We start from the raw sequence: 25227 nt of genomic DNA, 5'->3' as shown, positions 1-25227 counted from the left end.
GCTCAGTCGTCGGAGTCCTCGTCCTCCTCGTCGTCGAGCAGGCCTTCCTTCTCGGCAGCCTGCACGATCCGGCGGACGTTGTCGATGGAGCCGCAGTCGGCGTCGAGCTGGGCGTTGCGCTCGGTGGCGAAGGCCTCGCCGAGGGTCGCGCGCACCTGCTCGCCGACCTCCTCGCGGGCCGGGTTGAGGATCGTCAGCTCCTCCTCGGTGAGATGGTGGTTGAGCACCTTCGCGAGCTCCTCGACGGCGTCGTCGAAGGCCTGCGTGTCCGTCCCCTTCAGCTCCAGCACCGCCAGCATCGCCTCGTGGCCCTCGGCGTGCTCCTCCTCACCGTGCTCGGCCTCGTGGTCGGTGATCGCGTCCTTGCGCCGCAGCTTGGGGTAGACGTGCTTCTCCTCGGCCTCGGCGTGCGCGACGTGGAGCGCGGCGAGGGCCTTCCGTACGGCGTCGCGGTCGGACGTGCTGTCGCGGAGGTCGCGCAGCAGCGCCTCGAAGCGCCGGTGGTCGTCGAGGATCAGGTCGATGACGTCGCCGGAGACCGGCCGTCCGAGGTCGATGGAGGTGCTCATGGGCCGACGCTAGCGACGCCCGGCCGGCGCCGCACGCTGCTCCCCTCCCCTCGGGTGGTGCTGCCTATGCTGGCCCCATGTCGTCCGGTGCGTGGGGTCGTTTCGAGCAGGACCCCCGGTCTCCCCAGGCCGCCCGGCTCCGCGCCTCCGACCGCGACCGGGAGGTCGCGCTCGAGGTCCTCGGCCAGGCGTTCGCGGACGGCCGGCTCGACCACGAGGAGTACGACGCCCGCTCGACCGCGGTGACCTCCGCGAAGGTCCTCGGCGACCTCGCGCCCCACCTCGACGACCTCGTGCCCGATGCCCCGGGCGCCGCCCTCGCGCACCGCCCGCCCGGGTCGCTCACCCAGGCCGACGTCCACCAGCAGGCCGTGCGGAAGTGGGAGAAGTCCCGCCGCGAGGCCGCCACCGGCTTCCTGACGGTCTCGCTGATCTGCTGGACGATCTGGGCGGTGACCACGGGGCCCGGCAGCTTCCCGTGGGCGGTCTTCCCGAGCCTCGCCGCCCTCGCGAACCTCCTGCGCACCCAGCTCCAGAAGCGCGACATCATCGAGGAGCACGAGCAGGAGCTCGTCAGGCGCGAGGAGAAGCGCCTGCGCAAGCGGGAGCTGGGTCCCGGGTGACCCCTGCCCGGGGCCGTCGCCCCAGGCGTACGGTCGCGAGCGCGACGCCGACCATCATCACCGCTCCGCCCGCCAGCTCCAGCGGGCTCGGCACCTCACCCTGGACGAGCCAGGCGGCCACGATGCCGACCACCGGCACGAGGAGCACGAACGGCACCACGGCGCTCGCGGGGTAGCGCGCGAGCAGGCTGTTCCAGATCGTGTAGCCCAGGAGCGAGGCCCCGAAGGCGGTGTAAGCCGTGCTGAGCCACGCGGTGCCGCTGAGCTGGGTGAGGCCGTCGACGGTCGGCGACCACCCGTCGACCAGCACCGACAGGAGGAACGCCGGGACCGGGACGACCAGCGCCGACCACACCACCATCGACAGTCCCGAGGCGACGCCGGCGGCACGAGCGACCACGTTGCCGATGGCCCAGCAGGTCGAGGCCCCCAGCATGACCACCGCCGGCAGCAGCGGAGACGACGCACCGTGCGCCACCATCACCACGACGAGGCCGACCGTGCCCACGGTGGCCCCCACGGCCTGCGCCCTCGTCGGCCGCTCCCGGAGCACCGCGGCGGCGAGCACGATCGTGATGATGACCTGTGCCTGGAGCACGAGCGAGGCGAGGCCGGCCGGCATGCCGAGCTCGAGGGCGACGTAGAGGAACGAGAACTGCCCGAGACTCATGAACGCGCCGACCGCGACGACCGGGCGCCACCCGACCCGCGGCGGCGGCACGACGAAGACCCACGGCAGCGCCACCAGCGCGAAGCGGAGCGCCAGGAACGCCAGTGGCGGCACGTCGGCGAGACCGGCGTCGATCACCACGAAGTTGCCACCCCACACGAGCATGACCAGGACCGCGAGGAGGGCGTGGCGTGGGGACATGAAAGCCATCCTGCGCCATCGAATCCGTCACGACCAGCGATGTCCACTGAGCAGATTCATGTAGCGTGACTGCATGATCGACCTGGTCGCCCTCCGCTCGCTCATCGCCGTCCGCGACCACGGCAGCGTGGTCGCCGCGGCCGGGGTCCTCGGCTTCACCCCCTCGGCGGTGTCCCAGCAGCTCAAGCGCCTCGAGGCACCCGGCTCGCCGGTGCTGGAGCGGGTCGGCCGCGGCGTCGTGCTCACCGAGCGCGGGCGGCTGCTGGCCGACCGGGGTGGCCGGGTGCTCGACGAGCTGGAGGCGCTCGACCACCTCGGCCACGAGACCGGCGTGCCGGTGGTCGGCAGCCTCCACCTGGCCTCGTTCGCCACCGCCAAGCGGGGTCTCGTCGCGCCCGCCCTCGGGGTGCTGGCCGAGCGGGCACCCGACCTGCGGATCACGCTCAGCGGTGACGACCCGCGCGACGTGGTCGACGCGGTCGCCCGCGGGGTCGCCGACCTCGGGGTGGTGCACGACTGGGAGTCGGTCCACCTCGACCTCCCGGCCGGGCTCGACGCCGACCTGCTGCTCACCGACCGCGCCGACCTCGTCGTGCACCGCGACCACCGCTTCGCCGACCGCACCTCGGTCGAGCCGGACGACCTCGTCGGCGAGCCGTGGGTGGTGCCGCCACCGGGCTCGATCTGCCACGACTGGTTGATGGCCATGTTCGCCGGGCGTGCGGAGCGGCCGGACGTGCGCTACCTCGACGCGGAGTACGCCACCCACCTCGGCATCATCGCCACCGGCACCGCGATCGGCCTCGTCCCCCGGCTGGGCCGCGGGCCCCTGCCCGACCAGGTCGTGGTCGTGCCCGTGGAGCGACCGCAGCCGATCCGTCAGGTGCAGGCGGTGTGGCGGCGCTCGACGACCGACAACCCCGCCCGCCGGCTCGTGCACGAGGTGCTGCGCGAGGTCGCTGCGTCCCTCACGTCCTCCCCCGCTCCCTCTAGCCACGGAGAGTGGGGACGATCGTCGTGACATAGCGGGAGCGATCTTCCCCACTGATCCGAGAGAACGCCGCCAGCGTGCGCGCAGGGGTCTACTTCGTCGCCGGCGCACTCGCTTCGCTCGCGCGCAGCTCCTCGCTCGTCGAGGACCCTCCGAGCTCGTGCACTTCGAGACGGCGCTAGCGCGCCTCCTCAGTGCAGCGCCTCGCTCGGGGCACCCTCCTCACTTCGTCGCTTCCATCATCTGGCGGAGCTCCTTCTTGAGCTCGGAGATCTCGTCGCGCAGGCGCGCCGCGACCTCGAACTGGAGCTCGGCGGCCGCCGTCCTCATCTGGTCGGTCAGGCCCTGGATCAGCTCGGCGAGGTCGGCGCTCGGGATGCCGGCGGTGTCGGGTGCCTCGGAGTGGATCTTCGACAGCGCCGGGGTGGGCGACTTGCCGGCCTTGACGCCTCCGGCGCGGCCCTTCTGACCGACGTCGGCCCAGGTGCGGAGCAGCTCCTCGGTGTTCTCGTCCTCGCGCGCGAGCATCTCGGTGATGTCGGCGATCTTCTTGCGCAGCGGCGTGGGGTCGATGCCGTGCTCGGTGTTGTAGGCGACCTGGATCGCGCGGCGACGGTTGGTCTCCTCGATGGCGTTCTCCATCGACGGCGTGATCTTGTCGGCATACATGTGGACCTGGCCGGACACGTTGCGCGCCGCGCGGCCGATGGTCTGGATGAGCGACTTGTCCGAGCGGAGGAAGCCCTCCTTGTCGGCGTCGAGGATCGAGACCAGCGACACCTCCGGGAGGTCGAGGCCCTCGCGCAGCAGGTTGATGCCGACCAGCACGTCGTACTCGCCGAGGCGCAGGTCGCGCAGCAGCTCGATGCGCTTGAGGGTGTCGACCTCGGAGTGGAGGTAGCGCGTGCGGATGCCGGCGTCGAGGAGGTAGTCGGTGAGGTCCTCCGACATCTTCTTGGTGAGCGTGGTGACCAGCACCCGCTCGCCCTTGTCGGCGCGGGTGCGGATCTCGTGGATCAGGTCGTCGATCTGGCCCTTGGTCGGCTTGACCACGACCTCGGGGTCGATCAGGCCGGTCGGGCGGATGATCTGCTGGACGGTGTTGTCGACGCCGCCGACCCGGTCGAGCTCGTAGTTGCCCGGGGTGGCGGAGAGGTAGATCGTCTGGCCGATCCGGTCGACGAACTCCTCCCACTTGAGCGGCCGGTTGTCCATCGCGCTGGGCAGGCGGAAGCCGTGGTCGACGAGGTTGCGCTTGCGCGACATGTCGCCCTCGTACATCCCGCCGATCTGGGGAACGGCGACGTGGGACTCGTCGACCACGAGCACGAAGTCCTCGGGGAAGTAGTCGAGCAGCGTGTTGGGCGCGCTGCCGCGGGTGCGGCCGTCCATGTGCATCGAGTAGTTCTCGATGCCCGAGCACGACCCCACCTGGCGCATCATCTCCACGTCGTAGGTCGTGCGCATCCGCAGGCGCTGGGCCTCGAGCAGCTTGCCCTGCTTCTCGAAGGCGGCGAGCTGGTCCTCGAGCTCGAGCTCGATGCCCTTGATGGCCCGCTCCATCCGCTCGGGACCGGCGACGTAGTGGGTGGCGGGGAAGACGTGCAGCTCGGTGTCGTCGGAGATCACCTCGCCGGTGATCGGGTGGAGCGTCATCAGGCGCTCGATCTCGTCGCCGAAGAACTCCACCCGGATCGCGAGCTCCTCGTAGACCGGGAAGATCTCGAGGGTGTCGCCGCGGACCCGGAAGGTGCCGCGGGTGAAGGACATGTCGTTGCGGGTGTACTGGATCTCGACGAGCCGGCGCAGCACCGAGTCGCGGTCGTGCTCCTCGCCGACCTTGAGCCGCAGCATCCGGTCGACGTACTCCTGGGGGGTGCCGAGGCCGTAGATGCACGACACGGTCGACACCACGATCGTGTCGCGGCGGGTGAGCAGGCTGTTGGTGGCGCTGTGGCGCAGCCGCTCGACCTCCTCGTTGATCGAGGAGTCCTTCTCGATGTAGGTGTCGGTCTGGGGGACGTAGGCCTCGGGCTGGTAGTAGTCGTAGTAGGACACGAAGTACTCGACGGCGTTGTCCGGGAAGAGCTGGCGCAGCTCGTTGGCGAACTGGGCGGCGAGCGTCTTGTTGGGCTGGAGGACCAGCACCGGGCGCTGCAGCTGCTCGGCCACCCACGCGACGGTCGCGGTCTTGCCGGTGCCGGTGGCGCCGAGCAGCACGACGTCCTGCTCCCCGCCCTGGATGCGCCCCACGATCTCCTTGATCGCGGTCGGCTGGTCGCCGGACGGCTCGTAGTCGGAGACGACCTTGAAGGGGGCCACCCGGCGCTGGAGATCGGTGACTGGACGCATGCGTCGAGCCTACGCGGGGCCACCGACAGCGGGCTCCGAGCAGTCGTCCTACGCTCGCTGCATGCCCCACCCCGGCCAGCCGCCCGACCACGTGCTCGACCTGTTCGCGGCCGAGGGCGTCCTGGAGCCGCTCCCGGGCGGACAGGGCACGACGTGGCGGGCGGGTGACCTCGCCCTGTCCCCCGGCCACGGACCGGAGGACGCCTGGCTCGCGCCGATCCAGGCGCGACTGGCCGTGCGGCTCGACGAGGAGTCGCCACGCTCGCTGCGGCTCGCCCTGCCCGTGCCCGCCCGTGACGGCAGCCTCACGGTCGACGGCTGGGCGGCCACCCGCTTCGAGGACGGTACGACCCCGTGCCTCGACCTGCCGACGCTGCGTGCCACGGCCCACTTGCTCCACGCCCACCTCGCCTCCGCGGTGACCGAACGCCCTGCCGGCCTCGACGCGCGCACGGACCGCTGGACCGACGCCGAGCACCAGGCGTACGACGCCGACGCGGCCGTCGTCGCGGCCGCGCTGCGCCCCGAGCCGGGGCTCGCCGACCTCGTGGCCGGGCTGGTCGACGGCCTCGACGGCACCGACAGTTCCGACAGTCTCGGCCGCGAGCAGCTCGTCCACCGCGACCTCGCCGGCAACGTGCTGCTGGACGCCGCCGGCGTCCCGTTCGTCATCGACTTCTCCCCCACCTGGCGCTCGCCGCTGTGGGCCGAGGCCGTCCTGGTCCTCGACGCCGTGCTCTGGCACGACGCCCCGGTCGGGGCGCTCGACGACTGGCGCACCGGCACCGCACGGCAGGCCGTGCTGCGGGCGGCGCTCTTCCGGGTGCTGTCGGACCGGCCGTGCGACGTGCCGCGGTACGCCGCGCTGGGCCTGGCCTGACGGCTAGGGTCGCGACATGCGGCGCGTGGAGGACGTGGAGGACGAGGAGGAGGCCAGCGGCCGGAGCCCTCGCACCTGGACCTTCCTCCTCGCCGCCCTCTGGCTGTGCCTCGGCGCCTGGACGCTGACCGACGGCCGCACGGCGCTCGGGGTGGCCCAGCTGCTGCTGGGCCTGGCGTTCCTCGTGCGCGCGTACTCCGCGAGCACGGGCGTCGGGCTGTTCCGCCGCCGGTGAGGCTCAGCGGACCCGGTCGAGGGTGACGACCCGGACCCCGCCGGGCAGGTCGACCTGCCCGACGTGCTCGAAGCGCGCCGGCGAGAACGGCCCTGCGAAGAGGCGAACGCCGTCGCCGATGACCGACGGGTTGACCTTCAGCACCAGCCGGTCGATCTCCGGCAGCAGGGCGTGGGCGAGCGTGCCGCCCCCGACCAGCCAGACGTCCTTGTCGCCGTCCTCGGCCTTCAGCGCGCGGACCCGCTCGAGCGGGTCGCCGTCGACGACCTCGACCGGGAGGTCGGTGCGACCGGCGAGCGAGCGCGACACGACGAGGTGGCGCAGGTGGGGGTACGCGTCGAGCAGGCCGGCGTCCAGACCGATCTCGTAGGACGCGCGCCCCTCCACGACCGTGTCGAAGTGGGTGCCGGGGTCGGTCACCCCCATCGCGTCGCGCGCGGGACCGGGCAGGGTCTCGGGCCAGGAGGCGACGAGGTGCTCGACGAGGTCCGGGGTGACGGGGAGGAACTCCGACCCGCTGGGGTCACCTCCCTCGGGTCCGGCGATGAATCCGTCGAGGGTGACGGCGACCAGGTAGACGAGGCGACGCATGGCCCGCATGCTGCCAGCCGGGTCGCGCGCCACGGGCATGGGGGCGCGTGGCTAGATTGTGCGCGTGACCCTGTCCCGTGCGCTGACCGCCGTCCGCCGGGGCCTGCTGGGGCTGCTGGGCCTGCAGGTCGGTCTCGCGATCGCGCTGTCGCTCGTCGACTCCTACCGCCGGCGCGGCAAGAAGCCCAAGCCGTTCCCGGTGACGGCACCCGAGAGCGTGCCGGTCGGCGACGGCGAGATCACGACGTACACCTTCGGCCGCGACCTCTACGACGACATGCTGGCCGCGATCGACGGCGCAAAGAAGCAGGTCCTCTTCGAGACCTACATCTGGAAGGGCGACGAGATCGGGTGGAAGTTCAAGACCGCCCTCACCGCCGCCGCCGAGCGGGGCGTCGACGTGCACTGCATCTACGACGGGTTCGCCAACCTCGTCGTCTCCCCCGCGTTCAAGCGCTTCGCGCCGTCGCTGAAGGTGCTGCGCTACCCGGTGTGGACGGCCGGCCTGAAGTTCTGGGACCTGCGCCGCTACGGACGCGACCACCGCAAGATGCTGGTGGTCGACGAGGAGGTCGCCTTCCTCGGCGGCTACAACATCGGGGCGCCCTACGCCACCGAGTGGCGCGACACCCACGTGCGGATCACCGGCCCGGGCGTCTGGGACCTCAAGCGCGCCTTCGCCGACTTCTGGAACCTCAACCGGCGCCACCGGATCAAGCGCGACGAGCGGCCGCTGCTGCTGGAGACCGCGTCCCACTGGGACCCGCAGATCCGGATCCACCGCAACGTCCCGCGGCAGTGGAACTTCCCGATCCGCAGCATGTACCTCGAGGCGATCAACCGCGCGAGCCGCAACATCTGGATCACCACGGCCTACTTCCTGCCCGACCAGGACTTCGTCGACTCGCTCGTCGAGGCCGCGCGACGCGGGGTGGACGTCCGGATCCTGCTGCCGCTGAAGTCCAACCACATCGTCGCCGACTGGATCTCCCGCGGCTACTACGGGGAGCTGCTCGCGTCGGGTGCGCGGATCATGCGCTTCCGCGACGCGATGGTGCACGCCAAGACCGCCACCATCGACGGCAGCTGGTCGACCGTCGGCACCGCCAACATCGACCGGCTCAGCCTCCAGGGAAACTACGAGATCAACGTCGAGGTGATCGACCCGGAGTTCGCGTCGGTGATGGAGGAGGTCTTCCGGACCGACCAGACCAACTGCCTCGAGCTCACCCTCGACGAGTGGGAGGCGCGCGACCTGAACCGGAAGTTCACCGAGAGCTTCCTCGCGCCGCTGCGGCCACTGCTCTGAGCGCTCTCCCTCGGGCTCAGCGCGTCGGCAGGTGCGTCGGCACGCTCATCCGCGGCCCCCGTCGCGGGCGCGTGCGGCCGCCAGCGATCGCGAGCATCGCGGCCCGGCCGCGCTGGGGGCGGTAGGGCTCGAGCAGCTCGCCCATCTCCTCGTCGGTGATGTCGTGGCCGACCAGCGCCCAGCCGACCCAGTTGGCGAGGTGGTAGTCGCCGAAGCTGACCGCGTCGGGGTCCCCGAGCACGCGCTGACGCACCTCGGCGCTGGTCCAGACGCCGATGCCGCGCACCGTGCACAGCCTCCGGTCCGCCTCCTCGGCAGACACCTCGGTGATCCGCTCCAGCGACGACGCGAGCCGGCAGGCGGTCACGGCGGTGCGGGACTGCGCGGGCTGGACGCCGAGGCGCAACCACTCCCAGGACGGGATGGCGGCGATCGTCGCCGGGGTGGGCTGGAGCATCAGCCGCAGCGACGCGACCGGCCCGGGGGCGGGCTCGCCGTGTCGGCGCACCAGCTCGCGGAACGACCCGAATGCCTGCTTGCCCGTCACCTTCTGCTCGAGGATCGACGGCACCAGCGACTCCATGACGAGCCCGGTCGCGCCGAAGCGCCAGTGCGGGTGGCGGCGCCACCCCTCCGCCACCTCGGGGTGGTGGTGCGCCTCGAAGCCCGTGGGGTCGTCGTCGGCGCCGAGGAGGCGCGGCAGGTGTTCCAACGCCCAGTCCGCTCCTGGCCCCCAGGCGCGCCCGACCACGTCGCCGGTGGACGGCCGGGCCTGGATGCACAGCGTCGCCGAGCCCACCGGCGTACGCATGGCACGCCACGTGCGGCCGGCGTCGTCCTCGCGCTGGGTGGGGTCACCGGCGCCTCGCCGTTGCGGGCGCAGCACCTGCGCGGGCGCGCACGGCCAGCCGGGCACCCAGGTGCGGGTGCGCTCGACGTCGGCCATGGCTCCGACGGTAGTCGAGGCGACCGACGGCCCGGCCGAGCGGCCTGACCTGCTCGGCTGCCCCTCGGGGTACACGTGTCCGGCTTCTCGCCCCTCCCTCCGCAGATCTGGGGCAGCTTCCCGGACACGTGTACGACGTCATCGTCCGGCGGTGCGACACCGACATTCCCAGCCCGCGAAATGTCGCTCAGCCACCGCTCCCTCGCAGCCGGTCACCACCGGCCCCGACTAGCCTGCGGCCATGGGCGACAACCAGCGTGACCTCGAGTCCGGCATCCAGCGCGACTTCTCGCGGGCGATGTCCTACGGCGACTACCTCCGCCTCGACGTCCTGCTGTCCGCGCAGCAGCCGCTCTCCGACCCGCCGCAGCACGACGAGCTGCTCTTCATCGTGCAGCACCAGACGAGCGAGCTGTGGCTCAAGCTGATGGTCCACGAGCTCCGCTCGGCCCGCGAGCTCCTGCGCACCGACGACCTCTCCCCCGCGCTCAAGCGGCTGGCCCGCGTCAAGCACATCCAGCACACGCTCACCGACCAGTGGTCGGTGCTGGCGACGCTGACACCGAGCGAGTACGCCGAGATCCGGCCGTTCCTCGCCACCAGCTCGGGCTTCCAGTCCGCGCAGTACCGCGAGGTCGAGTTCCTCCTCGGCAACAAGTCGGCCGACATGGTCAAGGTCCACGCCCACGACGAGGCCGCCCGCGCCGCGCTCGAGGAGCTGCTCCACGAGCCCTCGCTCTACGACGAGTTCCTCGCCCACCTCGCCCGCCAGGGGCACGCCGTCCCGCACCGGCTGCTTGAGCGCGACTGGTCGAAGCCGCACACCACCGACCCCGACCTCGTCGACGTGTTCGCGCGGGTCTACGCCGCGCCCGCCGAGCACTGGGGCGTCTACGAGACCTGCGAGGAGCTCGTCGACGTCGAGGACGCCTTCCAGCAGTGGCGCTTCCGGCACCTGCAGGTCGTGCAGCGCACCATCGGCCACAAGATCGGCACCGGCGGCTCGTCGGGCGTCGACTTCCTGCGCCGGGCCCTCGACCTCACCTTCTTCCCCGAGCTCTACGAGGTCCGCACCCGCATCGGGCAGTGACCCGCGTCACTCCTGTCGGCGGCCCGACCTAAGGTGGCCACGGCGCCCACCTCGGGCGACCGCCACCGACTCGAGTGAGGACCACACCCGTGCCCGTCCGCAGCCTGCGACAGGAGGAGGCCGTCGAGCGCGCAGCCCTCCTGTCGGTCACGTCCTACGACATCGCCGTCGACCTCACCGCCCTGCCCGACGGGCCTGAGTTCCGTGCCGTGAGCACGATCCGCTTCGCCGCGACCGCCGGGGCCTCGACCTTCGTCGACTGCTGCGCCGAGGTCGAGACGGCAACGCTCAACGGCGAGCCCCTGCCAGCGGCCGTCGACGGACGGATCGCGCTCGAGGGCCTCGCCGAGGACAACGAGCTGGTCGTCGCCACCGTGCAGGCGGACACCACCCACGGCCGCGGCGTCCACCGCGCGGTCGACCCGGCCGACGACAACGTCTACCTCTGGACGACCTTCGAGCCCGACGAGGCGCGCTATGCCTGGGCCTGCTTCGACCAGCCCGACCTCAAGGCGCCGCATGCGTTCACGGTCACCGCGCCGGCCGGCTGGACGGTCGTCAGCAACTCCGGCGACCCGCTCGTCGAGGAGGTCGACGGCGCCCGGCGCTGGACCTTCGAGCCGACCCCGCCGCTCTCGACGTACAACCCCGTCGTCGTGGCGGGACCGTTCGTCGAGGTGCGGAAGGAGGCCGGCGGCCACGACCTCGGCCTGTATGCCCGCCAGACCCTCGCCGACGCGCTGCGGCGAGACGCCGACCAGCTCTTCACGCTGACCGCGCAGGGCCTGGAGTTCTTCGGCGAGCGGTTCGGGATGCCGTTCCCGCAGCGCAGCTATGACCAGGTGTTCCTGCCGGAGTTCGGCGGCGCCATGGAGAACTACGGCTGCGTCACCTGGAGCGACGACATCGTCCGCCGCCACGAGCCGACCACGGCCGAGTGGCAGGTCTTCACCAACGTGCTGCTGCACGAGATGGCGCACATGTGGTTCGGCAACATCGTGACGATGCGCTGGTGGGACGACCTCTGGCTCAACGAGGCGTTCGCCGAGTTCGCCTGCATGTGGGCGGCCGAGCGGGCGACGGCCTACGGCGACACGGCCGCCAACAACCTCGTCGGCGACAAGCTCGACGCCTACCTCGCCGACCAGGGCCCGGCGTCCCACCCGATCCGCCAGGTGGTGCCGTCGGTGGCCGACGCGGAGTCCATCTTCGACTCGATCACCTACCCCAAGGGCGCCGCGGTCCTCAAGCAGCTGATGCACTTCGTCGGCGAGGAGACCTTCGGCCGGGGCATGACGGCGTACTTCGCGGAGCACGCCTGGGGCAACACCACCCTCGACGACCTGGTCGGCGCGCTCGAGCAGGCCAGCGGCCGCGACCTCCAGCCGTGGCGCCGGGCGTGGCTCGAGACCGCGGGCGTCGACCGGCTCGGGATCGAGCGGACCGACGACGGCCTCGTCCTGACCGCGGCGGGCGCCCACGGCGCTCCGCACCCGCAGGTCGTCGGGGTCGCGGCCTACCGCTGGGCAGGTGAGGTCCTCGAGGAGGTCGGTGCGGTCCAGGTCGAGGTCGACGGCGAGCGCACGCCGGTCGAGGGTCTCCCCGAGGCCGACCTCTACCTCGTCAACCACGACGACGCGACGTTCGCCACCACCCGGCCCGACGCGGCCGGGCGCGAGGTGCTCGTCGGCCGCCCGTCCGCGCTGCCCACGACGCTCGCCCGCGCGGTCGCGATGGCCACCATCTGGGACATGCTGTCCGAGGGCGACGCCACCGCGGCCGAGGCGGTCGGCGCGCTCACCGACGTGGTGCGCGTCGAGACCGTCGAGACGGTCGCCGAGCCGTGCCTCCAGCTAGCGCTGGCCGCGGCCCAGCAGTGGGCTCCCGCGTCGGACCGCGCCGACCTCGAGGCGCAGGTCGCCGCCGCCGCGCGGTCGATGCTCGACGCCGGGGTGTCGCGCCAGTCGGCGCTGCGCACGCTGGCGCGGACGGCCACGGACGACGACGACCTCGCGGAGGTGACCTCGCTCGCCGGCGACGACGTCGACGTCCAGTGGTACGTCCTCCAGCGGCGTGCGGAGCTCGGCACGGTCGACGCCGACGCCGTGCAGGCGCTGCAGGAGCGCGACCCCGACCCCGACTCGTGGATCCGCGCGCTCTGCGTCCGCGCGAGCTCGCCGTCGGCGGAGGCGAAGGAGGAGGCGTGGACAGCCCTGGTCGAGCGCCGCGTGCCGATCCAGTCCGCGCGCACCGTCGGCCCGGCCCTCTGGCGCCCCGGCCAGGACGACGTGCTGGCCCCGTACGCCGAGCGCTTCCTCGAGGCGCTGCCCACCTTCCACGAGGGCGGCATGATCCCCGGCCTGGCGCTCACCGCGAGCCTCTTCCCGGTCCACGCCGTCGACGAGGCCTACGTCCTCCGTGCCCGCGAGGTCGCAGCTGCCCACGCCGCGCCCGTCGTCGTCGGCGCCCTCACCGAGCGCTCGGAGGAGGTCCTGCGGATGGTGCGGGCGCGGGGCCGGTGACCGCGCTGTCGATCCGGGCCGTCCCCGCCCGTCACCCTCATGACGACCCCGACGAGAGGACCCGGCGATGACCGACTACGTGGTGCTGTTCCCCGCTGACGACGAGGCCGCGTGGCTGGCAGGAAGTGAGGCCGACCACCAGGCGACCTACGACACGGACGCGGAGTTCGCCCGGCTGCTGACGGAGGCGGGCGGGGCGATCACCGGTGGCGCCGGGCTCGGGCCGAGCAGCGCGGCGCGCACCCTCCGGCGTACCGACGAGGGCGTCGCGGTCACCGACGGCCCCTACGCGGAGACCGTCGAGCAGATGTCGGGCTTCTTCCTCGTCACCTGCGACGACCACGACGCCCTCGTCGAGGCGGCGCGGGTCCTCACCCGGTCGCACCCCGTCGTGGAGGTGCGACCAGTCGAGGAGTGAGGCGCCTCACGGTGCGCGGACCATGTCCCGGATGTAGAAGCTGACCTGGGTGATGGACTGCGTGACGCGAGGACCGCCGACGCGGTGCCCGTCGAATCGACCCCAGGCCTTCGCCGTCGGAAAGTACTCCTCGTAGGTCAATCGCGTGCGGCCGGCCGAGTACGTGCGCGTCTTCTCCGGTGAGCCGGTCCCGACCAGCGTGACGTCGATCGGGACGGTGCCAACACCCTCGCCCGAGGCGTCGACCTCGCGGAAGTCCCCGGAGAGGCGCAGGCGGTTGGTCGCGTGGTCGAAGACCGCGATGTCCCACGGGTCGAGCTGCTCGACGTAGGTCCCGCCGACGATCGTGCACGACGTGGGCGGGACCGGTGAGATCAGCGGATCGGGCGGCCTGGCGCCGTCGGGGCAGCTCCAGTCGACGAGGCTCCCGGTGAGGACGTCGTCGTCCTCCTCGATGGTGAGGTCGCCGAGGTGCCAGTTGCCGGGGGCGCCGGCGTACGACCCCTCGTGGACCCACCAGACCCGGCCGAAGTCCGACTCCACCCCGCCCGTCCAGGCGCGCGGCGGGTCAGCATCGGCGGACCCACCGCCGACGGCCACGGCGGCCACCGCCAGGCTCGATGCCACCAGGAGCTGGGCCAGTCGCCGAGAGGGTGTCGCCATGGCCCGACGCTAGGTGTGTCGGGCCACGGCGAGCATCATCGATCCCGGGGAACCCCGTGCGTCAGAGCAGGCGGCCGCAGGTGGGCCACGGCGAGCGGCCGCGCTGCTGGTAGAGCAGCTTGGCGCGGTAGGTCTGCTCGGCCGCCGACGCGCTGGTCGGGAGGCCGGATCCGCCGACGCTGCGCCACGTGCCGGTGTCGAACTGGTAGAGGCCGTAGTAGCCCGCCGGGTTGACCGCGCGGGGGTTGCCGCCGGACTCGCAGTTGGCCAGCGCGCCCCAGTTGAGGCCGTCGGCGCCGGGGACGGACCACGCCTCGCGGCCGACGAGGACGCGACGCGGACGCGACTCCTTGACCAGCTTCCTCTTCACCACGCGATAGCTCACCGGCTCGCCGTCGTGGAGCGTCTTGACGGCGACGATCTTGCGCTGTCCGGCGCGACCGGTGCTGACGACCTTGCGCTTGCCGGGCTTGAGCTTGGTGGTGAAGACCTCGACGGTGCCCTTGCGGACCTTCTTGATCTTCGTCTTGCGCTCCTTGACCACGTCGGTGAGCCGGACGACGTCGCCCTGCCGCACCTTCTTCTTCTGGCCGTGGACCTTGTCGCCGTCGCGGAGGACCGCGACGAGGTCGTTGCCGTCGACGGCGACGCCGTGCGCCTCGAGGACCTGGCCGGGCCAGACCTGCGGCGTGGTGGCAACCTCGACCGGCGCCTGACCGGCGAGCTCCAGGCTGACCTCGACGGGTGCCGCGTCGGCCTGCTGCGCGGACGCGCTGCCGGGCACGAGGCTGAGCGCGACGGCGGCCGCAGCGAGACCGGCTGCAGCGCCGCGCGAGCGCGCGGCGGTGCGGGTGGACGGGGTGGGTGTGGTGGTGGCACGCACGTGCTTCTGACCTCACGGGGGTTGGGGGTACGCCTCCGGGGCGCTCGGACGCGGCGCCTCGCGGGGCGCCGGCCGCGCTGCGCTGCTCGCCTCACGAGGGGAGGCGCGTCGACGACGACGGGAGCACTGCTGCGGTCCCACCACCAGAACACGACCCCCGCAGGCATGTCGAATCAGGGTCGGCCTCGCCAAGCGGGTGTCCACCCACCCGTGTGAGGGAGGTCACGAGCTCCCCCGCACGAATAGACTTCCTGCGTGGAGGACGTACGCGTGCTCGCCCACTTCGCGGGCGACCCGACCCGGGCCTACCAGCTGATCCAGTGGCTGGAGGTCCTCGAGGTGCTGGACGCGGCCCACCCCGTGGGTCTCGTCGTACGCGACGCCGACTCGGCCGCGCTGGTCCGCGAGCGCACCCGGCTGCCGGTCCTGCACGCCGAGTCGTTCGCCGACCTCACCGAGCTCTACGCCGAGCTCGGGGCCAAGGTCGTGCTCTACGTCAACAACTCCCCCACCAACTTCGAGTCCCTCGTCGACGCGCGGATGCTCCACGTCCACGTCAACCACGGCGAGAGCGACAAGCAGTCGATGGCGAGCAACAACGCCAAGGCCTACGACCGGGTCTTCGTCGCCGGCGAGGCCGCCGTCCAGCGCTACGTCACCGGCCTGCTCGACTTCGACGCCGCCCGGCTGGTGCGGATCGGGCGCCCCCAGCTCGACCTGCCCCGCGCTCCCCTGCTCGCGCCGAGCCCGCGACGTACGGTCCTCTACGCCCCGACGTGGGAGGGCGACGCGAGCTACAACGACTACACCTCGGTGGTCGCCCTCGGCGAGGAGATCGTGCGGCAGGTGCTGCGGGTGCCGGACGTGCGGCTGGTCTACAAGCCGCACCCGAAGGTCACGACCAGCCTCGTGCCCGAGGTGGCCGAGGCCCACGGCGCGATCCTGCGCATCGTGGCCGAGGCCGCCCACGAGGACCCCGACGCCGGGCACACCGAGGTCTTGAGCGGCGACATCCTGGCGATGATGTCGCAGTGCGACGCGATGGTCACCGACGTGTCGTCGGTCGGCCTCGACTGGCTCTACCTGTGCACCGACCGGCCGATCGTGATGACCGACCCGCACGGGGACCTCGCGGCGCTCCACGAGCAGGCGCCCCTCAGCCACTGCGCTGATGTCGTCGACGCCCGGTCGGTGGGGTCGCTGGCCGACCTGCTCGCCGACCGGCTCGAGCACGACGAGCACCACCTCGCCCGCCTCGCGATGCGCCGCCACTACTTCGACGACCTCGCGGTCGGCGAGAGCACCGGCCGGTTCCTCACCGCGGTGTCCGAGCTGGTCGCGCTGCGCGACCGGCTGCTCGACGACGGCGGCGGCGCGATCACGGCCTGAGCCGCCCCGCTCAGCCGTCCTCGGTGAGCGACGCGACAGGCAGCCAGTCGGCGCCGAGCAGCTCGGCGAGGTCGGTGAGCCCGGTGGTGTCGCTGCCGACCGTGTCGGACGCGGCCGCGATGCGCTCGACCATCACCTTGCCGACCTGCTCCTCGACGGTGCCCTCGGCGTAGGCGACGTGCCACGGCGAGACCTGGTGGTCGCGGTGGGTGCGGCCGGTGACCTGCCGCCCGGCGATCCCGGAGAACCGGGCCTGGTGGAAGACCCCGACCCGCGGCTCGGTGCTCGCCGTCCGCCCGTCGGCCAGCGTCTCGCCGGCGTGCAGGCTGATCGAGGCGACCGTGGTGAAGACGCAGACCTTCGCCTGCCCGGTCTGGAAGCGCAGCCGCTCGGCCTCGGGGTCGAAGCGGTCACGCCCGTAGATGCTCGCGACCTCGATGCCGGAGGCGCGCAGCCGGTCGGCGATGGGGTCGGCGGCCGTGGCGACGAACTCGACCGAGCACGCCACCTGCCGCTCGGCCTCCACCTGCTGGGCGATCCAGGCGACCGTCGAGTCGACGCGCAGCAGGCCTGCCTTCTGACGGAACCGCAGCAGCGCGGCCCGGCCCTTGGCGACGTTGCGGCCCCGCCGCGCGAGGTCCATCTCGCGGCAGAACTCGCCCCACTCGGCCTCGTACGCCTCCCGCTCGGCCGGCGTCAGGGCCACCGGCATCCCGGAGATCGGCACCGGACCCCACGGCGCCGCCCGGTGGAGCATCGCGGGCGGTCGCTCCTCCTCGAGCCAGCCCCGGACCAGCTTGAGGTCCGCGGCCCGCCGCGCGGGGTCGGTGGTCCAGCTCGCGCCGTAGCGGCCCTGCTCGACGCCGACACCGTGACGCTCCAGCGCCTCGGCGAACGTCTGCCCGGGCTGGGTGGCAGACGCCCAGTCACGCATCGGCTCGCCGAGGACCTGGGCGTAGGCCGGCGCGAGGTAGGGCAGCTCGAGCGGCGTGTGGCCCGGCGTCGCCGTGGTCGCGATGACGAACGGCGCGGTGTCGTGCGGCTTGCCGTGCCCCGAGATCCGGGCCCAGCGCTTCCACCGCTTGGTCGTCGTGCGCCGCAGGGCGTGTGCCTCGTCGGCGATGATCACGTCCCAGTCGTGGTCCATCACCTTCTCGAGCCGGTCCCACGTGATGACGACCCACTCGAGCCCGCCGTCGCCGAGCGCAGTGATGGTGCGGCACCAGTGGCCGATGGTGATCGCCGCCGGCCGGTCGGCGACGACCAGCACGCGGCGCGCGTCCCGGAGGTCGGCCACCGCCTGCGCGCCGAGCACCGCTGAGATCGTCTTGCCGACCCCGGGCTCGTCGGCCAGCAGGAACAGGCGTCCGCCGGCCTCGGCGCGAGCCGCGATCGCGTCCGCCGCCTCGAACTGCAGCCGCCGCGGCTCCAAGGCGTCGGTCGGCTCCGGCTCGGGCGTGCGGTCGCCGGGGTTGAGCGTGTTCTCGATGAACCGCCCGAGCGTGTGGGGCCCGGGCGCGTACGCCTCGAGGTGCGCCGGCAGCCGGCGACCGACGTACAGGTGGGTCTTCACCGTGGGGTGCCACGACGCCCCGTCGACCTGCGTGCCGTAGGGCACGTCCAGCACCCACAGCCGCTCCCCCGGCCCGGCGACCGGCAGCGGCCGCGGTTGGCGGGAGCCGCCGCTGCGCCGCCCGGACGTGCTCCGGCGACGCGTGCTGGACCCTCGTCGACTACCCACCACCGGACGGTATCCGGGGCGGTCGCGTCGGTGGTGGCGGCTCGCTGTGGGCTGCCGGGCGGGGACCGGTGCCGGGGCTACTCCCCCGAGCCGTCGCGCCGCTCGGACTGACCCGGGACGGCATCGAGCCGGCCGAGCATGTCCGTCAGGTGACGGCGAAGCTGCTCGGAGTGCTCCGCGGCCACCTGCTGGAGCCGGGCGACCTCCGACTCCTCGTGCGCACGCTGCTCCGACGCCTCGGTGCGAATGCCCTCGGCCTCGGCACGAGCCTCGGCGATGGTCTTCTCGGCGGCGCGACGCGCGTCCTCGCGCATCGTGTCGGCGTCGGCCTGCGCCGCGCGCGCGACCTCGGCGGCCTCCTCGCGGGCGGCGGCGACGATGCCGTCGGCCTCCGCGCGGGCGTCGGCCCGCCACTGGTCGGTCTCCCGGGCGGTCATCTCCAGCAGCCGCGCCGCCGAGGGCGAACGGGGCGCGGGTACGCCGAGCTCGGCTCCGGGCTGGTCCTGCTCGCTCGCGTCGCCGCGGACGTTCTGGTCGTAGTCCTGGTCCAACACGTGCGCCTCCTCAGTTACCCCCGCAGTGATGACTGCAGCAGCGTACGAGGTCAGGGGCGTGTCTGCCGAGGGCGGGCCTAGGGTCGACCCATGACGACCGCCGACATCCGCTTCTACTTCGACCCGGTGTGCCCGTTCTGCTGGCTGACCAGCAAGTGGATCCGGATGGTGCAGGCCGAGCGAGGCCTGACCGTCGACTGGCGCTTCATCTCGCTGCGGTTGATCAACGAGGACATCGTCTACGACGCCCACTTCCCACCGGAGTACGAGGCCGGCCACACCGCGGGGCTGCGTCTGCTGCGTGCCGTCGCCCGGGCGCGCGAGGAGCACGGCCCGCAGGCGGTCGACGCGCTCCAGGCCGCACTCGGAGCGCACATCTTCGACACCCCGCCGCCGGCGAGCACGGACGAGACCGCGAACCGCGAGCACCGCGGGACCCGGGAGTTCTTGGAGCCGATCCTGCGCGAGGTCGACCTCCCCACCGACCTCGCAGACGCCCTCGACGACCCGTCGTGGGACGACGCGATCCGAGCGGACGGCGACGAGGCCCGCGCGCTCACCGGCAAGGACGTCGGCACGCCGATCATCCACTTCGAGCCGCCGGACGGCGTCGCGTTCTTCGGCCCCGTGATCAGCCGGCTCCCCGAGCCCGCGCAGGCACTGGAGCTGTGGGACCACGTGGTCGGGCTGGCCCGCTTCCCCGGCTTCGCCGAGCTCAAGCGCAGCCTGCGCGAGCGCCCCCAGCTCGTCGGCTTCGGCGTCGACCCCGGGTCGGTCGGCCAGGAGGAGGACTGGCACGGTGGCAGCCGTCGACAGAGGAGCGAGCGCGGATGACCCAGGGACTGACCCACCAGGACTCGGTGGTCGTCGCAGCCACCTCCGAGGCGGTGTACGACCTCGTCAGCGACGTCACCCGCACCGGCGAGTGGAGCCCGATCTGCCGGTGGTGCCGCTGGGACGACGACGCCGAGCCGGGCACCGTCGGCGCGTGGTTCACCGGCCACAACGAGACGCCCGCGCGCACCTGGGAGACCCGCTCACAGGTGGTGGCGGCCGACCGCGGCCGCGAGTTCGCCTGGGAGGTCGGTCAGGGCTTCGTGCGCTGGGGCTTCCTCCTCGAGCCCGACGGCGACGGCACCCGGCTGACCGAGACCTGGGCCTTCCTGCCCGCCGGCCTGTCGATGTTCGCGGAGAAGTACGGCGACCGCGCCGCCGACGAGATCGAGGAGCGCACGCGGGCGGCCCACGCGGGGATCCCGGCCACGCTCGCCGCGATCAAGCGGATCGCCGAGGGCGGTTGAAGCCTTCTCCGTGGGCATCCCCACGGGTGATCCGTGGCCGTGTGCCGTCGGCTTGTGTGGAGGGTCCACCCACACGAAGGAGCACACATGTCTGATGACGCCAAGGCCGCCAAGGAGCTCGTCGAGACCCTGAAGGACGGCGAGAAGGGCTTCGCCGACGCAGCCGACAAGCTGCGCGACGGCGAGCACCCCGAGTGGGCGTCGACCCTCCACCGCCTGTCCGAGCAGCGCGCCGGCTTCTGGCGCGAGATCGTCGAGATGGGCCACGAGTACGGCGACGACGTCGACGCGAGCGGCTCGGTCGCCGCCGCCGTCCACCGCGGCTGGCTCTCCCTGAAGGACGCGCTCACCGGCGACGACGCCGAGGCCGTCCTCAAGGCCGCCGCCACCGGCGAGGACCACGCGGTCTCCGAGTACGCGGACGCCCTCAAGCTCGACCTCAGCGCCGGCTTCCGCGAGGTCGTCGTACGCCAGCAGGCCGCCGTCGTCGCGGCCCGCGACGAGGTGAAGGCGCTGCAGACTGCTGCGTGACCCGCTCCCCCGGCGCCGCGGGTGATCCGCGGCGCCCGGGCGGCGGATCGCCGGCCGGGATCCGATGCGTCGCGCCTCGAGCCCGCGTAGCCTGAGCAGCATGTCCGGTCACCGGGTCGAGGCCTCCCGCGTCGTTGCGGTCGAACCCGAGGTCGCCTTCGACCGGCTCATGGGCGCACGGCTCACCGAGGTGTTCAACCGTCGCTTTGCGGCCTTCCCCGCCGTCGCCGACGTGACCGATCAGCCCGACGACTGGGGTGCCGTCGGACAGACACGCATGATCGTGCTCGCCGACGGTGGTCGGCTGCGCGAGACCATGACCGACGTCGAGCGGCCGCGCAGCTTCGCCTACCGGCTCGATGAGATCGAAGGGCCGCTCCGACGCTTCGTCCACACCATCGACGGAGCCTGGACGGTCACGCCCGCCGACGGCGGTGCGCGCGTCGGCTGGGCCTGGACCTTCCACCCGAGGACCTCCCCGGCCCGCCTGACCACCAGCGTCCTCGGTCGCATGTGGAAGGGCTACGCCGATCGTGCGCTGGCCGAGCTCGAGACCATCCTGACGCGCGGCTGACCCGCCGCACCGTACTCGCGGCTGTCAGTCGGCGTCGTCGAGATCGAGTGCGGCGCCGTTGATGCAGTAGCGCCGGCCGGTCGGCGCCGGACCGTCGCCGAAGACGTGGCCGAGGTGCCCGCCGCACCGCGCGCAGAAGACCTCGCGCCGGGGCACGACGAGCCTGAAGTCGGTCCTCGTCGTGACGCTGCCCGCCACCGCGGGTGAGGTGAAGCTCGGCCACCCCGACCCCGAGTCGTACTGGTCGCCCGCACGGAACAGCTCTGCACCGCAGCCCGCGCACCGGTAGACACCGTTGCCGTCGGCAGGAGGGTGCTCGTACGCACTCGTCCCGGCCCGCTCCGTGCCGGCCCGACGCAGCACGCGGTAGGCCTCCGGCGTCAACTGCTCGCGCCACTCCTGGTCGGAGCGGACGACCTCGGGCTCAGGGCGCGCGCGGCGGAACATGCTGCCAGCGTAGGGACGGGTGCCTGACGGCTCCCGCGGTCTCGTCCGCGGGGCGCGGGAGCCGGTGACCCTTGATCCCCGTCGGCAGGCCTCCGGGCTCTTCCCTCGGCACGAAGGTGGCGAGTCGGCCCGGCCGCGTGTACACCGTGACGCCTTCCGCCCCTTCGAGGACGACCAGCGTCGCCGACAAGCGCTTTCCCGGCCACCCGACGGAACCTCACCGGCCGCGCCACCTGCTCGAAGTCCTGCACGAGGTCGGTCGTCGGCGCGTACCGAAGGCACATACGCGGCGGAATGCCGCACTCATCGCGGCATGTGCGGACGTCAGGTCAGCCGCGGCCCCGCGTGACCGGCCAGGCACTTCCAACTGCTATCTGAACGGACCCAGACCTGGGTCATCGGCATCCGGAATGTCTCCGACGCATCTCCGTCCGACTGCACCACGTCGTGCACTTCGGCGTACAGCACAGCGGTCTCGCCGACGACGACGACCTCAGGATTGACCAAGGTCTGTGATCGCCAGACCGTGTGCCCCTCGGTGTTTCGGCGGATGTACTCGGCGCGGTCGTAGGTGTCGCCGATGTGCGCGGTCCACCTGAAGGCCACGTGCAAGAGATCACCGAGTTGTTCGGCATCGCCCACCGCTAGAGCCGCTGCTCGCGATTCAGCCGCCGCGAGCACTTCCTGCTCAACGCTCATGTCCATCACCGTGCCATGCTGACGGTCCCCGAGACGGCAAGAGCGCCCGCATCGGGGCTGCTTGTTCCATTGACCCCAGGACCGGGTCTGGCGAGGCTCGGTCCAGGCGCCCGGGTCGTCGCTCTCATTTTCGGCTGCGCACGCTGGTCGTGTGGCTCTCCATTGGCCTGCGCGGTCCCGGGCGTCGCCAGGGCCAGGAGAGGCTCAAGAGGGGATTGCCCAGCTCGAAGCAGCGTTGCCCTCCCGGCTCGACAACCGAACAGGTTCGAGCATCGGAGGAGCTGATGAACAACGAGAGCAGTCGTGTGGTGATCGGGATGGACCCACACAAACGGTCGGTCACGATCGAGGTGATGACCGCCGACGAGACCGTCATCGGTGGCGGCCGCTACGGCACCGACTCGGCGGGGTTCGCCGAGATGAGGCGCTATGTCAGCCAGTTCCCCGACCGGGTCTGGGCCATCGAGGGATGCTCCGGGATCGGCCATCACGTCGCGATAAGACTCCTCGCCGCGGGCGAGGAAGTCGTCGACGTGCCACCGAAGCTGTCAGCACGAGCCCGGGTCTTCGCTACCGGTCAAGGACGCAAGACCGACGCCACCGACGCCCACTCCATCGCGCTCGTCGGCACCCGGATGACCGGCCTGCGTCCGGTCGTCAACGACGAGCAACTCGCGGTGCTGCGACTCCTGGTCGACCGACGGCGCTCGCTCGGCGAGGAGCACACCCGCAAGACCTCCCAGCTGCACAAGCTGCTGCTCGAGCTCATCCCGGGTGGCGCGAAGAAGAACCTGTCCGCGGCCCAGGCCAAGGCGCTGCTCGCCAAGATCAGGCCCCGCGGAGTCGTCGGCAAGACCCGACGCCGAGTGGCCGCCGAGCTCGTCACGGACCTCGAGCGGATCTACGCCCGCAAGAAGGAGGCGAACAAGGAGCTCACCGACCTTGTCCGCGCGACCGGCACCACGCTGCTGGACCTGCACGGCATCGGACCCACCGGCGCCGCTCGGCTGCTGGTCGAGGTCGGCGACATCACCCGCTTCCCCAGCAAGTCCCACTTCGCGTCCTGGAACGGAACCGCACCCCTGGATGCATCCTCCGGTGACCAGACCCGCCACCGGCTGTCCAGGAAAGGCAACCGGCAGATCAACCGGGTGCTGCACACCATGGCCCGCGTGCAGCTGCGCAACCCCACCGAGGGCCGCGCCTACTACGACCGCAAGAAGGCCGCCGGGAAGGCACCCATGGAAGCCATGCGGTGCGTGAAGCGCCGACTGTCCGACATCGTCTACCAGACCATGCTCAACGACGCCGTCCGCACCACCAAGGCGCCAACGAGCACAACAACGAGGACAGGCCCGGGAGGGCAACGGGGCAACGACTCTGACCCCAGCGCGGCCGGCTCACAGCCCCACACCAAACTCTTCGGACAAGCCACTTCCCGGACCCGCCAGACAACACCCTAGGACTCCACTCCCTGCTGCGTCTTGACACAGAGGGGTGCCAGATCCGGATGTCCCCGGCACGCGGCGGAGTGACGCGCCGGAACTTGCGCGGTCGGAGGTAGGTGCTGTCGGGCGCACCAGCTCCCGCCCATCGCCTCGAGACGGGGCGTCAGGCCGACCGCCTCTGCGTCTAGCCTCCTCACGTGCCGAATCAAGCGAGCTCTTCTGAAGCCCCCGAATTCTTAGTCGATGCGATCGGAGGGTTGCTGGGCTTCTCTCTCGCGATCTCTCTCTGGCTAGTAGCGGGCTCACCTGAAGTGCGACTTTGGGAGTGGGGCGTCTTCGTCGCCATTCTGATGATGCTGATCGCCGTGCGACGCTCCTGCAGACACTGGGCTCCTCAACCCTCGCAGCAGACCATCGTCGGGATGACCGCGAGAGCCCTACTCCTGCTCGTGTCGTTCATCTCGCTGTCGATGATCATGGCGAAATTGTTGCTGCCGGAACTGGGCGAAAAGTGGCAAGCATGCGGGGGAACCGAGTCGGCAACACTGAATTGCTTTAGGAACTCCAACGCTTTTCGCAACTTTCACGGCGCGGCGATGTTGTTCCCTGTTGTGATTCAAACACTCCTTTACGCCACTCTTACCGCTCACGCAACCCGCAAGTTCAGGTTCAACTTACGCTGGGGCACGGCTGCGGGCTGCGTCGCCTTTGGGTGGCTGTTGATGCCTAGCGGCCTCGACCTCGCGTTCGGATACTTCGTAGGAAGCGTCATGTTCGTAGCTGCTGTTGACGAGACGGTGCATTGGCGCCACTAGCGAAGACTCGACTCACCCGGGCCACACAAGTTGGTGCGGTGGAGCCCCCCAGTGCGTGCTCTAGCGCTATCGCACGACCTTAATTCTGGCGGGAACCGAGTGGATGCTCGAATGCGGCGCAAGGACGCACCACACGACTCCTTCCTGACCCGCTACTTGCCCGTCATGATGGACGCCATGTCGTACGCCGCGGTCGCCATCTCCATGATGGCGCTGCTGTTCACCGTGCTTTCCTTCTGGTGGCTGCACGCGCGGCCGGGACGGCTGCAAACGTATGAACCAACAACTTGGGCGGCGTACGTTGCTCGCGATCGCTCCGCAATCCGCTGCCGCTTGTACTCCACAACACAGGCGCGGCTACGCTCGTGGTGGTTAGTCTGCGCCTGCGCTTCGCCGAAGGCGGCGAGTTAATGGCATGGGAATGGACACGCACGCGCGTGGATCCGAAAGAGGACGACATTCAGGACGTCACGGCGCCATTCAGTGTTCCCGGCGGCGAGACTCGTGAGCTCGTAGCAGAGTTCGTAGGTTCCGTCCCCGGCGTCGTGCCCGAGCAGCGCGCCCACCCTGTGACTATCGAGGCGCTCTCGTCACTCAGCACTCGCTGGAGCGAAATCCTGCCATTCGACTTGCAGTTAAAAGACCTGATCCACCCGGCGAACCACATCGTCTACACCAATCAGCCTGATTATCTCAAGGATGAGGAGTTGGCTGAAGGTGCGGCAAACCTGGCCAAGATGCGTCAGCAGTACGGACCTGCCGTGGAGGATCGGTCGTCGTGAGAC

The 25227-nt window shown here is 71.4% G+C and carries 27 protein-coding genes and 1 pseudogene; 17 read left to right on the top strand and 11 right to left on the bottom strand.

What is annotated here, in order from left to right; all coding sequences use genetic code 11:
- Nucleotides 1-2: 2 nt before the first annotated feature.
- Complete coding sequence (locus tag KDN32_RS08315; protein ID WP_211731546.1) at nucleotides 3-569, bottom strand: hemerythrin domain-containing protein; 567 nt, start codon at nucleotides 567-569, stop codon at nucleotides 3-5.
- A gap of 77 nt (nucleotides 570-646) precedes the next feature.
- On the opposite strand from KDN32_RS08315, the gene KDN32_RS08310 reads away from it, so the two are divergent.
- Nucleotides 647-1192, top strand: coding sequence for a DUF1707 SHOCT-like domain-containing protein (locus KDN32_RS08310; RefSeq protein WP_211731545.1), 546 nt, complete (start codon nucleotides 647-649; stop codon nucleotides 1190-1192).
- Here KDN32_RS08310 and KDN32_RS08305 read toward each other — a convergent pair.
- On the bottom strand, nucleotides 1143-2063 hold the full coding sequence (locus KDN32_RS08305; RefSeq protein ID WP_211731544.1) for an EamA family transporter: 921 nt from the start codon (nucleotides 2061-2063) through the stop codon (nucleotides 1143-1145). The two genes, KDN32_RS08310 and KDN32_RS08305, sit on opposite strands and share 50 nt — an antisense overlap.
- A 73-nt stretch (nucleotides 2064-2136) precedes the next feature.
- Here KDN32_RS08305 and KDN32_RS08300 point away from each other — a divergent pair, with 73 nt between their 5' ends.
- On the top strand, nucleotides 2137-3084 hold the full coding sequence (locus KDN32_RS08300; RefSeq protein WP_211731543.1) for a LysR family transcriptional regulator: 948 nt from the start codon (nucleotides 2137-2139) through the stop codon (nucleotides 3082-3084).
- A gap of 192 nt (nucleotides 3085-3276) precedes the next feature.
- Here the strand turns inward: KDN32_RS08300 and uvrB are convergent, their stop codons facing one another.
- The gene (gene uvrB, locus KDN32_RS08295) at nucleotides 3277-5406 is read right to left on the bottom strand and encodes an excinuclease ABC subunit UvrB (protein ID WP_211731542.1); all 2130 of its coding nucleotides are present in this window, start codon (nucleotides 5404-5406) and stop codon (nucleotides 3277-3279) included.
- Between the two features lie 61 nt (nucleotides 5407-5467).
- Between uvrB and KDN32_RS08290 the strand changes: the two genes are divergently transcribed.
- Nucleotides 5468-6286, top strand: coding sequence for a hypothetical protein (locus KDN32_RS08290; RefSeq protein ID WP_211731541.1), 819 nt, complete (start codon nucleotides 5468-5470; stop codon nucleotides 6284-6286).
- A gap of 16 nt (nucleotides 6287-6302) precedes the next feature.
- Nucleotides 6303-6521: a hypothetical protein gene (locus KDN32_RS08285; RefSeq protein ID WP_211731540.1), complete on the top strand. Its 219-nt coding sequence runs from the start codon at nucleotides 6303-6305 to the stop codon at nucleotides 6519-6521.
- A 3-nt stretch (nucleotides 6522-6524) separates the two neighbouring features.
- Here KDN32_RS08285 and KDN32_RS08280 read toward each other — a convergent pair whose 3' ends face one another.
- Nucleotides 6525-7112, bottom strand: coding sequence for a dihydrofolate reductase family protein (locus tag KDN32_RS08280; protein WP_211731539.1), 588 nt, complete (start codon nucleotides 7110-7112; stop codon nucleotides 6525-6527).
- A 58-nt stretch (nucleotides 7113-7170) separates the two neighbouring features.
- Here KDN32_RS08280 and KDN32_RS08275 point away from each other — a divergent pair, with 58 nt between their 5' ends.
- The gene (locus KDN32_RS08275) at nucleotides 7171-8421 is read left to right on the top strand and encodes a phospholipase D-like domain-containing protein (protein ID WP_372446493.1); all 1251 of its coding nucleotides are present in this window, start codon (nucleotides 7171-7173) and stop codon (nucleotides 8419-8421) included.
- Nucleotides 8422-8437: 16 nt separating this feature from the next.
- Here the strand turns inward: KDN32_RS08275 and KDN32_RS08270 are convergent, their stop codons facing one another.
- Entirely contained in the window at nucleotides 8438-9367 is a 930-nt protein-coding gene (locus KDN32_RS08270; protein ID WP_211731538.1) for a DNA-3-methyladenine glycosylase family protein, read from the bottom strand.
- A gap of 241 nt (nucleotides 9368-9608) precedes the next feature.
- Between KDN32_RS08270 and kynA the strand changes: the two genes are divergently transcribed.
- The 3 genes from kynA (at nucleotide 9609) to KDN32_RS08255 (ending at nucleotide 13397) form a co-directional block, all read left to right on the top strand.
- Nucleotides 9609-10457 (top strand): tryptophan 2,3-dioxygenase, encoded by an 849-nt coding sequence (kynA, locus tag KDN32_RS08265; protein WP_211731537.1) that lies wholly within the window; start codon nucleotides 9609-9611, stop codon nucleotides 10455-10457.
- A gap of 89 nt (nucleotides 10458-10546) precedes the next feature.
- The gene (gene pepN / locus KDN32_RS08260) at nucleotides 10547-12979 is read left to right on the top strand and encodes an aminopeptidase N (RefSeq protein ID WP_211731536.1); all 2433 of its coding nucleotides are present in this window, start codon (nucleotides 10547-10549) and stop codon (nucleotides 12977-12979) included.
- 67 nt (nucleotides 12980-13046) lie between these two features.
- Entirely contained in the window at nucleotides 13047-13397 is a 351-nt protein-coding gene (locus KDN32_RS08255; RefSeq protein WP_211731535.1) for a YciI family protein, read from the top strand.
- A 6-nt stretch (nucleotides 13398-13403) separates the two neighbouring features.
- Here the strand turns inward: KDN32_RS08255 and KDN32_RS08250 are convergent, their stop codons facing one another.
- Both KDN32_RS08250 and KDN32_RS22305 read right to left on the bottom strand, forming a co-directional pair.
- The gene (locus KDN32_RS08250; RefSeq protein ID WP_211731534.1) at nucleotides 13404-14060 is read right to left on the bottom strand and encodes a hypothetical protein; all 657 of its coding nucleotides are present in this window, start codon (nucleotides 14058-14060) and stop codon (nucleotides 13404-13406) included.
- A 61-nt stretch (nucleotides 14061-14121) separates the two neighbouring features.
- Nucleotides 14122-14943 (bottom strand): resuscitation-promoting factor, encoded by an 822-nt coding sequence (locus tag KDN32_RS22305; RefSeq protein WP_307853843.1) that lies wholly within the window; start codon nucleotides 14941-14943, stop codon nucleotides 14122-14124.
- 255 nt (nucleotides 14944-15198) lie between these two features.
- Between KDN32_RS22305 and KDN32_RS08240 the strand changes: the two genes are divergently transcribed.
- The gene (locus tag KDN32_RS08240) at nucleotides 15199-16332 is read left to right on the top strand and encodes a CDP-glycerol glycerophosphotransferase family protein (RefSeq protein ID WP_211731533.1); all 1134 of its coding nucleotides are present in this window, start codon (nucleotides 15199-15201) and stop codon (nucleotides 16330-16332) included.
- 10 nt (nucleotides 16333-16342) lie between these two features.
- Here the strand turns inward: KDN32_RS08240 and KDN32_RS08235 are convergent, their stop codons facing one another.
- Together KDN32_RS08235 and KDN32_RS08230 are read right to left on the bottom strand one after the other, a co-directional pair.
- A complete protein-coding gene (locus KDN32_RS08235; protein ID WP_307853842.1) occupies nucleotides 16343-18073 on the bottom strand; it encodes a DEAD/DEAH box helicase in 1731 nt (576 codons plus the stop codon).
- Nucleotides 18074-18150: 77 nt separating this feature from the next.
- A complete protein-coding gene (locus tag KDN32_RS08230; protein ID WP_211731532.1) occupies nucleotides 18151-18627 on the bottom strand; it encodes a hypothetical protein in 477 nt (158 codons plus the stop codon).
- A 90-nt stretch (nucleotides 18628-18717) separates the two neighbouring features.
- Here KDN32_RS08230 and KDN32_RS08225 point away from each other — a divergent pair, with 90 nt between their 5' ends.
- The 4 genes from KDN32_RS08225 to KDN32_RS08210 all read left to right on the top strand — a co-directional run bounded on the left by KDN32_RS08225 (nucleotide 18718) and on the right by KDN32_RS08210 (nucleotide 21033).
- Nucleotides 18718-19461: a DsbA family oxidoreductase gene (locus tag KDN32_RS08225; RefSeq protein WP_211731531.1), complete on the top strand. Its 744-nt coding sequence runs from the start codon at nucleotides 18718-18720 to the stop codon at nucleotides 19459-19461.
- On the top strand, nucleotides 19458-19928 hold the full coding sequence (locus KDN32_RS08220) for an SRPBCC family protein (RefSeq protein ID WP_211731530.1): 471 nt from the start codon (nucleotides 19458-19460) through the stop codon (nucleotides 19926-19928). The genes KDN32_RS08225 and KDN32_RS08220 overlap by 4 nt, the downstream gene beginning before the upstream one ends.
- Before the next feature lie 87 nt (nucleotides 19929-20015).
- The gene (locus KDN32_RS08215; protein WP_211731529.1) at nucleotides 20016-20459 is read left to right on the top strand and encodes a PA2169 family four-helix-bundle protein; all 444 of its coding nucleotides are present in this window, start codon (nucleotides 20016-20018) and stop codon (nucleotides 20457-20459) included.
- A gap of 100 nt (nucleotides 20460-20559) precedes the next feature.
- The gene (locus KDN32_RS08210; RefSeq protein WP_211731528.1) at nucleotides 20560-21033 is read left to right on the top strand and encodes an SRPBCC family protein; all 474 of its coding nucleotides are present in this window, start codon (nucleotides 20560-20562) and stop codon (nucleotides 21031-21033) included.
- Between the two features lie 24 nt (nucleotides 21034-21057).
- Here the strand turns inward: KDN32_RS08210 and msrB are convergent, their stop codons facing one another.
- Nucleotides 21058-21480 carry a peptide-methionine (R)-S-oxide reductase MsrB gene (msrB, locus tag KDN32_RS08205; RefSeq protein ID WP_211731527.1) on the bottom strand — a complete coding sequence of 141 codons (423 nt, stop codon included), beginning with the start codon at nucleotides 21478-21480 and terminating at the stop codon, nucleotides 21058-21060.
- 116 nt (nucleotides 21481-21596) lie between these two features.
- Between msrB and KDN32_RS23515 the strand changes: the two are divergent.
- Nucleotides 21597-21725: pseudogene (locus tag KDN32_RS23515) on the top strand (NAD(+)--rifampin ADP-ribosyltransferase); the annotation flags it as partial.
- Nucleotides 21726-21804: 79 nt separating this feature from the next.
- Here KDN32_RS23515 and KDN32_RS08200 read toward each other — a convergent pair.
- On the bottom strand, nucleotides 21805-22179 hold the full coding sequence (locus tag KDN32_RS08200; RefSeq protein ID WP_211731526.1) for a nuclear transport factor 2 family protein: 375 nt from the start codon (nucleotides 22177-22179) through the stop codon (nucleotides 21805-21807).
- Nucleotides 22180-22463: 284 nt separating this feature from the next.
- Between KDN32_RS08200 and KDN32_RS08195 the strand changes: the two genes are divergently transcribed.
- From KDN32_RS08195 to KDN32_RS08185, 3 genes are all read left to right on the top strand, one after another.
- Complete coding sequence (locus KDN32_RS08195; RefSeq protein ID WP_211731525.1) at nucleotides 22464-23642, top strand: IS110 family RNA-guided transposase; 1179 nt, start codon at nucleotides 22464-22466, stop codon at nucleotides 23640-23642.
- 182 nt (nucleotides 23643-23824) lie between these two features.
- The gene (locus KDN32_RS08190; RefSeq protein WP_211731524.1) at nucleotides 23825-24442 is read left to right on the top strand and encodes a hypothetical protein; all 618 of its coding nucleotides are present in this window, start codon (nucleotides 23825-23827) and stop codon (nucleotides 24440-24442) included.
- A gap of 368 nt (nucleotides 24443-24810) precedes the next feature.
- A complete protein-coding gene (locus tag KDN32_RS08185; RefSeq protein ID WP_211731523.1) occupies nucleotides 24811-25224 on the top strand; it encodes a hypothetical protein in 414 nt (137 codons plus the stop codon).
- Nucleotides 25225-25227: the final 3 nt, after the last annotated feature.

This window comes from Nocardioides palaemonis, from assembly GCF_018275325.1.
GTDB classification, from domain to species: Bacteria; Actinomycetota; Actinomycetes; order Propionibacteriales; family Nocardioidaceae; genus Nocardioides; species Nocardioides palaemonis.
This window is presented reverse-complemented; position numbering and strand designations above follow the sequence as displayed.